11 protein-coding genes are annotated in these 11,297 nt (G+C 69.8%); 10 read left to right on the top strand and 1 reads right to left on the bottom strand.

Going from position 1 to position 11,297, the window contains the following annotated elements; translation table 11 throughout:
* Positions 1-8 precede the first annotated feature (8 nt).
* Genes BLS97_RS15350 through BLS97_RS15315 form a run of 8 tightly spaced genes read left to right on the top strand, consistent with a single transcriptional unit; the run spans position 9 to position 7,308 of the window.
* On the top strand, positions 9-803 hold the full coding sequence (locus tag BLS97_RS15350; RefSeq protein ID WP_231988131.1) for an SDR family oxidoreductase: 795 nt from the start codon (positions 9-11) through the stop codon (positions 801-803).
* A complete protein-coding gene (locus BLS97_RS15345; protein ID WP_090477302.1) occupies positions 800-1,840 on the top strand; it encodes an NADPH:quinone oxidoreductase family protein in 1,041 nt (346 codons plus the stop codon). Before BLS97_RS15350 ends, BLS97_RS15345 begins: the two co-directional genes overlap by 4 nt.
* Entirely contained in the window at positions 1,837-2,625 is a 789-nt protein-coding gene (locus tag BLS97_RS15340; protein ID WP_090477300.1) for an SDR family oxidoreductase, read from the top strand. Before BLS97_RS15345 ends, BLS97_RS15340 begins: the two co-directional genes overlap by 4 nt.
* Positions 2,622-3,668, top strand: coding sequence for a phosphotransferase family protein (locus BLS97_RS15335; RefSeq protein WP_090477298.1), 1,047 nt, complete (start codon positions 2,622-2,624; stop codon positions 3,666-3,668). Before BLS97_RS15340 ends, BLS97_RS15335 begins: the two co-directional genes overlap by 4 nt.
* Positions 3,668-4,876, top strand: a complete 1,209-nt coding sequence (locus BLS97_RS15330) for an acyl-CoA dehydrogenase family protein (RefSeq protein ID WP_090477296.1) — start codon at positions 3,668-3,670, stop codon at positions 4,874-4,876. The genes BLS97_RS15335 and BLS97_RS15330 overlap by 1 nt, the downstream gene beginning before the upstream one ends.
* Before the next feature lie 28 nt (positions 4,877-4,904).
* Positions 4,905-5,663, top strand: a complete 759-nt coding sequence (locus BLS97_RS15325; protein WP_090477294.1) for a beta-ketoacyl-ACP reductase — start codon at positions 4,905-4,907, stop codon at positions 5,661-5,663.
* Entirely contained in the window at positions 5,663-6,835 is a 1,173-nt protein-coding gene (locus tag BLS97_RS15320; RefSeq protein ID WP_090477292.1) for an acyl-CoA dehydrogenase family protein, read from the top strand. Before BLS97_RS15325 ends, BLS97_RS15320 begins: the two co-directional genes overlap by 1 nt.
* Positions 6,832-7,308, top strand: a complete 477-nt coding sequence (locus tag BLS97_RS15315) for a MaoC family dehydratase (RefSeq protein WP_090477290.1) — start codon at positions 6,832-6,834, stop codon at positions 7,306-7,308. Before BLS97_RS15320 ends, BLS97_RS15315 begins: the two co-directional genes overlap by 4 nt.
* Here BLS97_RS15315 and BLS97_RS15310 read toward each other — a convergent pair.
* Entirely contained in the window at positions 7,223-8,569 is a 1,347-nt protein-coding gene (locus BLS97_RS15310) for an MFS transporter (RefSeq protein ID WP_157695455.1), read from the bottom strand. The genes BLS97_RS15315 and BLS97_RS15310 overlap by 86 nt on opposite strands.
* 142 nt (positions 8,570-8,711) lie before the next feature.
* Here BLS97_RS15310 and BLS97_RS15305 point away from each other — a divergent pair, with 142 nt between their 5' ends.
* Together BLS97_RS15305 and BLS97_RS15300 are read left to right on the top strand one after the other, a co-directional pair.
* Positions 8,712-9,320, top strand: coding sequence for a TetR/AcrR family transcriptional regulator (locus BLS97_RS15305; RefSeq protein ID WP_157695454.1), 609 nt, complete (start codon positions 8,712-8,714; stop codon positions 9,318-9,320).
* 163 nt (positions 9,321-9,483) lie between these two features.
* A complete protein-coding gene (locus tag BLS97_RS15300) occupies positions 9,484-11,274 on the top strand; it encodes an HNH endonuclease signature motif containing protein (protein WP_157695453.1) in 1,791 nt (596 codons plus the stop codon).
* Positions 11,275-11,297: the final 23 nt, after the last annotated feature.

Raw genomic sequence — 11,297 nt, 5'->3', positions numbered from 1 at the left:
AGTCGGATGTGCCGCAGGATGTAGTGCCACCGGACCCCGCAGCAGTTCCGCGTCGGCTGGCCGGGCGGGTCGCCGTGATCACCGGGGCCAGCCGCGGCATCGGCCTCGCCGTCGCCCGTCGGCTGGTGGCCGAGGGCGCCCGGGTCGCGATCACGGCGCGCGGGGCCGACGCACTGGAGGAGGCGGTGGCCCAACTGGGTGGCCCCGAGGTCGCCGTCGGCTTCGCCGGGAAGGCCGACGATCCGGAACACCAACAGGCCACGCTGCGGGGTGTCGCGGCCGCATTCGGGCCGGTCGACATCCTGATCAACAACGCCGGGATCAACCCGGCGTACGGGCCCCTGGTCGACGTGCCGCTCGCGGCCGCTCGAAAGATCATGGAGGTCAACGTGATCGGTACGTTGGCCTGGGTGCAGGCCGTGTGCGCGGCGGGTATGGGTGAGCGTGGGGGCGCCATCGTCAATCTGGCCTCGGTGGCCGGCGTCAAGCCCGCCCCCGGAATCGGCTTCTACGGCGTCAGCAAGGCCGCCGTCATCCACCTCACGGCCGGCCTGGCCGTGGAACTGGGCCCCCGGATCCGGGTCAACGCGGTGGCCCCGGCGGTGGTGAAGACGAAGTTCGCCGAAGCGCTCTACGTCGGCCGGGAGGCACAGGTGTCGTCCCAGTACCCGCTCGGACGTCTGGGTGTGCCGGATGATGTCGCCGGTGCGGTGTCGTTCCTGGTGTCCGACGACGCTTCCTGGATGACCGGCCAGACCATCGTGCTCGACGGCGGCGTCACGTTGATCGGAGGGGTCGGATGAGGGCGTGGCTGGTCCCGCGTCTCGGCGAGGCGGAGCAGGTGATGGCCCAGGGTGACGGGCCGATACCGGAACCCGCTTCCGGTCAGCTGCGGCTCCGGGTGCAGGCGGTGGCCCTGAACTTCCCCGACGCCCTGATGGTGCGCGGCGAGTACCAGGAGAGGCCGGCGCTGCCGTTCACCCCCGGTGTCGAGTTGTGCGGGGTGGTGGACGGGCCGCAGGATTCGGCGATCCCGGCCGGCACCCGGGTGATGGGGGTGGCCTCGATGCCGCACGGCGCCCTGGCCGAGTACTGCATCGTCGATCGCGCAGCCGTCAGCGTGGTCCCGGCCGGCCTGGACGACATCCACGCAGCCGGGTTCACCATCGCCTACCAGACCGGATGGGTGGCGCTGCATCGGCGGGCGCAGTTGCGGGCCGGCGAGACGCTGGTGGTCCACGCGGCCGCCGGCGGGGTGGGCTCGGCCGCCGTGCAGCTGGGCAAGGCGGCCGGAGCCAGGGTGGTCGCGGTGGTTGGCTCGGCGAGCGGAACGGCGGGACGTGGGTCCGCTCCGGAGAAGGTCGAGGTGGCCCGTCGGTGCGGGGCCGACGTCGTGATCGACAGGTCGACGCTGGACGCCGACGGCCTGATCGACGCGTTGAGATCGGCCTGCGGCCGCGGCGGCGCCGACGTGATCTACGACCCGGTCGGCGGTGACGCCTTCACCGCCTCGACCAAGGTGGTGGCGTTCGAAGGTCGGATCCTCGTCGTCGGATTCGCCTCCGGCAACATCCCGAAGGCCGCCGTCAACCACGCGTTGGTGAAGAACTACGGGATCCTCGGCGTCTACTGGGGGCTCTACCATCAGCGCCGCCCGGAGGTGGTAGCGCAAGCGACACAGGCACTCTCGCAACTGGTAGCACAGGGACAGGTATCCCCCGAGGTGTCATCGGTGCTGCCGTTCGAGCAGGCTCCGGCCGGGCTGGCCGCCCTGGCCGCTGGCCGGTCGACCGGGCGGATCGTGGTGCGCGGACCGGAGCGCGGGGGCGACCCCCGATGACCGGTCTGACACCGGCCGGCGCCTCGGTCGTCGTGACCGGCGCCGGCTCCGGCATCGGCGCCGCACTGGCCCGGGCCCTGTCCGCGGCCGGGGCGCACGTCACCGTCAACGACCTCGACGCCGCGGCGGCGGCCGCGGTGGCCGACGAGATCGGTGGGCTGGCCCACCCGGCCGACGTCGCCGACCTGGAGCAGGTGCGCGGTCTGGTCGATGCCGCGCGGGCCCGGTTCGGGCCGGTGGATCTGTTCTGCGCCAACGCAGGGGTGGCGGTCGGCGGTTCGATCGGAATTCCGGCGGCCGACTGGGATCTGGCCTGGCGGGTCAACGTCCTGCAGCACGTGCACGCGGCCGAGGTCCTGCTGCCGGGCTGGCTGGAACGTGGCGCGGGCCGCCTGCTGACCACGGTCTCCGCCGCCGGCATCCTCACCATGCTCGGGTCGGCCCCGTACTCGGTCACCAAACATGCGGCCCTGGCCTACTCCGAGTGGCTGCGCGCCACCTACGCCCACCGTGGGATCGTGGTGCAGAGCCTGTGCCCGCAGGGGGTGCGCACGCCCCTGTTCGAGTCCACCGGCGATCTCGGCGAGACCGTGCTCGGGGCCACCGCGCTGTCGGCCGATGAGGTCGCGCAGGTGGTGCTGGCGGCTCTGGGCACCGACCGGTTCCTGATCCTGCCGCACCCCGAGGTGGCCGACTTCGCCGTTCGGCGGGCCACCGATCCCGACCGGTGGTTGGCCGGGATGAACCGTCTCCAGCAGTCGATGGAACAGGCGGACGTCCTGTGAGCACTGGTACCGGGACCGGTTTGGACCTCGTGCGGTTGTCCTCCTACCTGAACCACCATCGGCCCGACCTTTTCCGCGGCCCGTTGACCGCGACGCTGCTGCCCGGCGGCCGATCGAACCTGACCTTCGCCGTCACCGACGGGCGACGGGAACTGGTGCTGCGGCGTCCCCCGTTGGCCCATGTGCAGGCGGGCGCCCACGACATGAGCCGCGAGTACCGGGTGATCTCGGCACTCGGGCCGAGTGCGGTCCCGGTGCCGGTCACCGAGTTGATCTGCCCGGACCCGGCCGTCATCGGCGCACCGTTCTACCTGATGCGACGGTGCCCGGGAGTCGCCTACCGGCGCCGCTCGGAAGTACGCGCACTGGGGTCGGAGGCGTTGCGGCGCCTGATCTTCGACCTGGTCGACACCCTGGTCGACCTGCACGCGGTCGACCCGGCGGCGGTGGGCCTGGCCGACCTGGGCAAGGCCGCCGGGTTCAACGCCCGGCAGCTGCGCACCTGGCGTCGGCAACTGGACGGCCTGCGCAGCCGCGACCTGCCTGGGATCGACGATCTGGCCGGGCGGCTGGCCGACGGCATCCCGGAACCTGGGACCGGGTCGCTGGTGCACGGCGACTACCGGCTGGACAACGTGCTGGTCCGCGACGGCCGGATCACCGCCGTCCTGGACTGGGAGATGTCGACCCTCGGCGACCCCTTGAGCGACCTGGCCCTGTTGCTGCTCTATGCCGATCAGCCGATGCTGGCCGGCGACGGTCCGGACGACCCACCGAGCGCGATCAGTTCGATCGATGGGTATCCGGCCGCCTCCGAGGTGGTCGCGCGGTACGCGGAGCGTTCCGGACGCGATGTGTCTCACCTCCGTTGGTACCGGGCGTTCGCCTCGTTCAAGCTGGCCGTCGTCCTGGAGGGGGTCCACTTCCGGCATCAGCACGGGGCGACACTGGGCCCTGGCTTCGAGGGCATCGCCGAGATGGTGCAACCGCTGATCGACTCCGGGCTGGAGATCCTCTCCGCCCCCGAGGATTCGGAGATCTGATGGACTTCGGTTACGACTCGACGACGATCGAGTACTCCGACCGTCTCCTGGCCTTCATGGACGAGTTCGTCCACCCGGCCGAGGCCACGTTCGCCGAGCAACAGGCGGCGCGGCCCGGCGAGTGGGGGCCGCCCCCGGTGGTGGCCGATCTGCAGGCCAGGGCTCGCGAACGCGGCCTGTGGAACCTGTTCCTGCCCGGCGACCGGGGGGCCGGGTTGAGCAACCTGCAGTACGCGCCGCTGGCCGAGATCACCGGCCGCAGCCCGCATCTCGCGCCGATCGCGTTGAACTGCGCGGCGCCGGACACCGGGAACATGGAGGTCCTGGCCCAGTTCGGCACGCCGGAGCAGCAGGCGATGTGGCTGGAACCGTTGCTGGACAGCCGGATCCGATCCGCCTTCGCCATGACCGAGCCCGATGTCGCGTCGTCGGACGCCACCAACATCGAGACGGCCATCGTCCGGGACGGTGACGACTACGTCATCAACGGTCGCAAGTGGTACATCTCCGGCGCGATGGACCCCCGCTGCGCGATCCTGATCGTCATGGGCAAGACCGATCCGACCGCGCCGAGACACCAGCAGCAGAGCCAGATCCTGGTTCCACGGGACACGCCCGGCGTCCACATCCGGCGCGGCATGCACGTCCTCGGGTACGACGACGCCGACCACGGTGGCCACGCGGAGATCGACTTCATCGATGTCCGGGTGCCGGCCACCAACCTGATCGGCACCGAAGGGTCCGGTTTCGCCATCGCGCAGGCCCGGCTCGGGCCGGGCCGGATCCACCACTGCATGCGCCTGATCGGCATGGCCGAGCGGGCCATCGAACTGATGTGCCGGCGGGTCACCGCGCGGGTCGCCTTCGGGCGGCCCCTGGCCGATCAGGGCGTGATCGGCGAGTGGATCGCCGACTCGCGGGTCGAGGTCGAACTGCTGCGGCTACTGGTGCTCAAGACGGCCTGGCTGATGGACACGGTGGGCAACCAGGGAGCCCACACCGAGATCCAGGCGATCAAGATCGCCACCCCGCGAACGGTGTGCGGGATCATCGACCGGGCCGTGCAGGCCCATGGCGCCGCCGGTCTGAGCCAGGACACGCCGTTGGCCGCGCTCTGGGCCCAGGCCCGCACCATCCGCCTGGCCGACGGGCCCGACGAGGTGCACCGGCGTTCGCTCGCCCGACGCGAACTCAAGCGCCACCAGTAACTTCGACATCGACGTCAGGAGAACGAACATGAGCAGGTTCCAGTCCCGGGTGGCCATCGTCACCGGCGCGGCGCAGGGCATCGGGGCCGCCACGGCGAGACTACTGGCCACCCAGGGGGCCTCGGTGGTGGTCGCCGACCTGACCGTCGAACGGGCGGGTGGGACGGTCGACGCCATCACCGGGGCCGGCGGAAGGGCCATGGCCGTCGGATGCGATGTCACCGAGGCCGAGTCGGTCGACGCGATGGTGACGGCCGCCCTTGAGCGTTTCGGGTCGGTCGACATCCTGGTCAACAATGCCGGGATCACCCGCGACAACCTGCTCTACAAGATGCCGCGATCCGATTGGGACGCGGTGATCTCGACCAACCTGACCAGCATCTTCCTGTGCTGTCAGGCCGCTTCGGTGCCGATGGTGAAGGCGAAGTACGGCAAGATCGTCAGCCTGTCCAGCCAGTCCGCGCTCGGCAACCGGGGTCAGGTCAACTACGCCGCGGCCAAGGCCGGCGTCCAGGGCGTGACGGCCACCCTGGCCCAGGAGCTGGGCCGCTACAACATCAACGTCAACGCGGTCGCGCCGGGCTACGTGGCCACCGCCATGACGGACGCCACCGCCGAGCGGGTCGGTTTCCGGCCGGAGGAATACCGCAAGATGGCCAGCGAGCAGACCCCGCTCGGCCGGGTCGGGCAGCCGGAGGACATCGCGAACGTGATCGCTTTCCTGGCCAGCGACGAAGCCTCCTACGTCACCGGCCAGACCCTGTACGTGAACGGCGGTGTCCGATAGTGGACTTCTCGATGTCCGACGAGGAACGGGCGATCCGCGACACGGCCCGGGAGTTCATCCGGAAAGAGGTCATGCCGCTGGAACCGGAGGTACTGCGCCGCGAGCGCGAGCACCGCCCGGCGCTGGAGCGCAGTGAGCTGACCGAGCTGCAGCACAAGGCGAAGGCCTTCGGCTTCTGGGGGCTGGCCACGCCGGAATCGGACGGCGGGATGGATCTGCCCGCGGTCACCCAGGCGCTGATCTCCGAGGAACTGGGCCGGACGTTCGTCCCGTTCCGGTTCGGCGGCGAGGCCGACAACATCCTCTTCCACGCCAACGCCGAGCAGCGCAGGGAATACCTGGAGCCGACCATCGCCGGCGACCGGCTCTCCTGCTTCGCCATCACCGAACCCGGCGCTGGATCGGACGCGGCGAACATCAAGCTGTCGGCGGTCAGGGACGGCGACGACTGGATCCTCAACGGCGAGAAGACGTTCATCACCGGCGGCAACGAGGCGGACTTCGCCATCGTGGTCGCGGTGACCGACAAGGACAAGGGCGTCCGCGGCGGCGGGACAACGGCCTTCCTGGTCGACCGGTCGATGGGCTGGACGTCGGAGTGGATCCGGGTGATGGGTCCGGGCGGTCCGGCGTCCCTGGTGTTCGACAACGTCCGGGTACCGTCACGCAACATTCTCGGCGAGATCGGCCAGGGTTTCGAGCTGGGGATGAAGTGGATCGGCAAAGGCCGGTATCTGATCCCGGCCAATGCGCTCGGGATCGCCGAACGCGTGCTGCAGATGGCGATCGAGCAGGCCAACTCGCGGGTCACCTTCGGCCGGCCGATCGGCGAGAACCAGGCCATCGCCTGGATGATCGCCGATTCCGAGGTGGAGCTCGAGGCGGCCCGCTGGCTGGTGCTGCGGGCCGCTTGGACGGTCGACCAGGGCGCGGATCCGCGACATTCCTCGTCCATGGCCAAGTTGTACGGGGCCGGGATGGTGAACCGGGTGGTGGACCGCGTCCTGCAGATCCACGGCGGCATGGGCTACACGCAGGAGCTGCCGATCGAGCGGTGGTACCGGCAGGTGCGGCTGTACCGCATCTTCGAGGGCACCGACGAGATGCAGCGCCTCATCATTTCCCGCGACCTGTTGCGCGGGTACACGAAGATCGGCGGCCACCTGGCATGAGGACCTTCTCCAGCGCGGAGGAACTGCTCGGCGCGGTCGGCGAGACCCTCGGTCCGGGTGAGCCGTACCTGGTGTCCCAGGACCGCATCCAGGCGTTCGCTGATGCCACCGATGATCATCAATGGATTCATCTCGACGAAGCCAGGGCGGCGGCCGGCCCGTTCGGCACGCGGATCGCGCACGGCTTCCTGACGTTGTCCCTGCTGCCGGTTCTGATGAGCGGGCTGTATCGCCTGGAGGGCGTCCGGATGGCCGTCAACTACGGCCTGAACAAGGTTCGCTTCCCGGCGCCGTTGCCCAGTGGCAGCTCGGTCCGGGCGTCGGCCGTCATCTCGGAGGTCATCCCGGTGGCGCCGGACGTCCTGCAGGTGGTGATGACGGTGAGCATCAGGGGAGACGGCGCGGCGAAACCGTGCTGCGTCGCCGAATCGGTGGCACGGATCTCGTTCGGCGCAACCGCGGTGATTCCGTGACCAGGATGGTCACCAGCAGGACGATTCCGATCAGCACCAGGATTCCGGCTCCGGCGACCATGGCCGTGACCAGTCCGCCGACCGCGCCAACGGCGCCCGATCCGAGCACGATCACGGCGGCGAAAGCGTACGACCCGGCGGCGTAGCGCGAGGTCACTGCGCCCTGGTGAGCGGGGTCCAGCCCGCGCGTGAGCAGCACCATGCCGCCGCGATAGCCGAGGGCCGGGCCGCCAGCGGCCACGATGCATCCGAGGTAGACCAGCGTCAGGCTGGCCGTGAGCGCGCCGACCGCGAGCAGGGCGAGACCGATCGTGCCCATCGCGGTACCGGCGGTGAGCTCGTACCCGCGGACCGCCCGCAGGATCGGGCGTTTGGCCAGCACCTGGAGGCACCAGGCCGAGGCCAGCAGCAGGATCGCCGGGCTGGTGGCGACCACGACGGCGGTCGGGCCGGTGAACTGGCGCAGCAGGGCCGGGACCAGACCGGTGACCAGGCCGGGGATGGCCCACCCGAGGGCCCCGACCGCCGTGCCGAGGACGACGTGCCGCCGGATCGTCTGCGGCACGTCGGTCAGCGCCGGGACCTTGAGTTCAGGTCCGTCGGACACCTCGGGACTGATGGTCCTGGTGTGCAGGATGGCGCGCCCGGCTCGGGCCGCGAGGGCGGCCAGGAGGGCGCCCAGGACGATCGCCGTCGCCACCGCGTGCACCAGGTAGATCGACTCGCCGATGCCGAGCTGAGCCAGCAGCACGGCCCCGACGGTGCCGACCAGGGCGCCGACGATGTTGCCGGTGGCCACCGAACCGCGGCCTCTTTCCCCGACCAGACGCACCATCATGGCCGCCGCCGCACCGGTGGACACGGCCACGCTGACGCCGGACAACCCGCGTCCGACGAGCAGCATCTGCGACGAGCGACTGGTGGCCATCAGCAGGTCGGCGCCGAGAGCCGTGGCCAGTCCCACGCTCAGCAGGACTCCGGCACCGGCCCGGAAGGCCGGGCGCGTGCACAGGATCAGCGTCGGCACCAGGAGCAGCAGATACGCCGAGAAGACGAGCGACAGACCGAACGGCGTGAGCCGGTACGTCTCCCGATAGGCCGGGAGGAGCGCGGTGGGCAGGTTCGGGCCGGCGATGACGAGGCAGAACGACGCAACGACGAGCCCGCCCATGAAGCGGACGGTCGGTGTCCACCGGGCCGCCGTCCAGGTCGCGACCTTCTCGACCGGTCGGGACCGGACAGTCGTCAGTACATCGGTCACGACCCACCCCTTCACGCATACGATAACTTCTTCTCATGTTGCCGGTGGCGCAGGCTACGGTCAACTTGATCTGAGAACTTCTTCTCGTGATCTTCGTCGCTTTGCGGGGGGAAGGGGGTCGGATGCGCGAGATGATGAGCCGGTGCACCCCTCGTCGGCGGAGACGCCACTGCGCAGCGACGCCCGACGTACGCGCGAGCGACTGCTGGAGGCGGCGGCCCAGCTGCTGGAAGCCGGCGGCCAGCACTTCACGCTGCCCGACCTGGCCCGGCAGGCCGGCGTCGGTACCGCCACCGTGTATCGCCACTTCGCCGACGTGGGTGAGGTTCTGGCCGCCGTCGAGGTGCAGTCGATCGAGGGCCTGACGGCCGCGATCTCCGCCGTCGACCCGAACCTGGACGCCCGGGTTCGGTTCGAGTCGGTCTGCGCGTTGTGGGTGGGCCGTTCCAGTCGGGAGTCGGCTCCGGTGCGCTTCCTGCGCTCACCCGAGGGCGTGCTCGAACGCGCACACCGCGGCGATCCGAGCATCACCGCACTGGTGTCCGCCCTGGGTCTCGTGGTCGCGGCCCTGATCGACGAGCACGTCGTGCCCGACCAGGATCTGACGGCGGCCGTGCTGATCTGGATCACGCTGTTCGACGAGCGCACCGTCGTCGACCTCTCCCGCACCCACGGCTGGACCACCCACAAGATCACCGACTACCTCGGCCGGGCCCTGCTCGGCGCCCTCGGGGCGGAATCGATCGCCTGACGGTGAGCGTCGGGCGGTGGGCGCCGCCGGGCCGCAGGCGTCGGGCCGCGGGCGTCGGGCACGGCATTGGCCACCCATCTCGATGCACGAGCCGTCCGCAGCGCAACTTGCGAAAGCCGCTGTCCACCAACCACTGTGTCCGCTGGATTCTATCCTTCGGCGGTTGACCGCGACCGCGCCGCACGATAGAATCGAACACACGATCGAATCACTTGCCCCGGGGGGGACGATGACGAGCGACACCTTGAGCGGCTGGGCGCGCGCCGCCACCGCGGATCCCAGTCCTTCGACGTTCGGAGCCGTTTCGGACGCCGACGCGGCCGCGCTCTCGCCCGCCGATCTACTAGATCTGATCGTCGTCACCGATCGTCTGCAGTCCCGGCTGGCCGCGCTGCAGATGACCGCCATGGCCGAGTTCGCGCGGCCGGGTCGGGCCGGGCGCATCGAGCGATTGCTGGACGCCATGGCCGGGAAGGCCGGCTGGGCGAAACTGGCCGACGGAACGGCCGATCCGGATGCCTTGAAGGCTGTCGTCGAAGAGCACGCGGCCGGCCTCGCCGCCACGGAGATCGCTGCGGCCCTTCGTCAATCCCATCGGACCGCGGCGCGGCGGGTCAACGCGGCCGTCGAAATGCTCGATGAATTGCCCGACACGCTGGATGCTCTGCGGGCCGGCCTGATCGACCGACGGAGGGCGGAGATGATCGCGCAACGCACCCGCAATCTCGACCCCGAGAACCGGCGGAAGGTCGAGGCCCTCATCCTGCCGTTGGCGTCCACGCGAACGGCCCAGCAATTGCGCCCGATGATTGATCGAAGGGTTCTGCGCGCCGATCGTGACGCTGCCGTCAAACGGGCACGGCAGGCGCGCAAGGCGCGCTACGTCCATCACTCTCCGGGCTTGGACGGCATGGCCGGAATCAGGGCCAACTTCAAGGCCGAAGACGCACTCACCGTGTACGACCTGCTGGACCGTATGGCCAGAGCCGTTGCCGGACAGGACGATCGACCATTGTCGGTGCTGCGGGCCGACGCATGGACGGACTTGTGCACCCGCCTGACGGTCGACGGGTATGTCGACCTGCGGGGCAACTTCGGATTCGATCGCTCGGCGCCGATGGCGCCGTCGGACCGCCTTCGCGAACCAGGAGCGTCCAACGCCGACCAGGATCTGGAACCGCTTTCATCGAGAGTCCAAGCCGCAGAAGGGCAACACGACGCAACACGTCGCCCGGACGCCGTCGAATCGCCCGCGCGAGGTGGAAAACGGCAGCGGGGGCGGGTTGCCCGGTTCCACGGCCGTCTCTCCCATTACATCCTCACGATGAGTCTCGATACGTACCTCGGCCTGTCGAACGATCCGGTTGACCTCGCCGGCCACGGCGCCATGCCGGCCGAATTCGGACGGTGGATGCGGAAGTCGTTGAAATCGTTGGCCGTCATGGTGGTCGACCCGCAAGGGCACGCCATCGCGGTCGGCGGCACTGTCTACCCACCCAGCCAAGCGGTCACCGATCAGGTACTCGCCGCCTCGGCCGAGTGTCGGTTCCCGGCTTGTCGAACCCGTTCCGAGCTCTGCGATCTCGACCACAGGGTACCGTTCGATCACGAGAAACCCGATCGAGGCGGACGTACCGTGCCGTGGAATCTCGATCCAGCCTGCGAACACCACCATCTGCTGAAGACCTTCACCGATTGGTCCGGTGACCGCGACCGCCGCGACCGCCTGACCATGAATTGGACCAGCCCCACCGGTCACCACTACGTCGACCACCCCACCGAACATGCCCTCCCCGAGGACCCGAGTGCCAGACGAAAGCACAGCGACCCCACCGCCGCGTCATTCGACGAGGAGGGCCGTACCGATCACCGGGCCCGGGGGCTCCCGCCTCCTTGGCAACACCAACCTCTTCGCCGCGCCAGAGGATGGCGCGACCGATCGCCGGTTTCGTGAAAGCGTCATGACATGACGGAAGA

The organism is Nakamurella panacisegetis (assembly GCF_900104535.1).
GTDB lineage: Bacteria > Actinomycetota > Actinomycetes > Mycobacteriales > Nakamurellaceae > Nakamurella > Nakamurella panacisegetis.
The sequence above is the reverse complement of the archived record's forward strand: the minus strand, read 5'-3'. Positions and strand labels throughout refer to the sequence as shown.

What these genes read in the sequence shown, in the direction of transcription:
- BLS97_RS15345 (WP_090477302.1), top strand. Translation starts at nt 800, where the DNA reads ATGAGGGCGTGGCTGGTCCCGCGTCTCGGCGAGGCGGAGCAGGTGATG.
- BLS97_RS15340 (WP_090477300.1), top strand. Translation starts at nt 1,837, where the DNA reads ATGACCGGTCTGACACCGGCCGGCGCCTCGGTCGTCGTGACCGGCGCC.
- BLS97_RS15330 (WP_090477296.1), top strand. Translation starts at nt 3,668, where the DNA reads ATGGACTTCGGTTACGACTCGACGACGATCGAGTACTCCGACCGTCTC.
- BLS97_RS15325 (WP_090477294.1), top strand. Translation starts at nt 4,905, where the DNA reads ATGAGCAGGTTCCAGTCCCGGGTGGCCATCGTCACCGGCGCGGCGCAG.
- BLS97_RS15315 (WP_090477290.1), top strand. Translation starts at nt 6,832, where the DNA reads ATGAGGACCTTCTCCAGCGCGGAGGAACTGCTCGGCGCGGTCGGCGAG.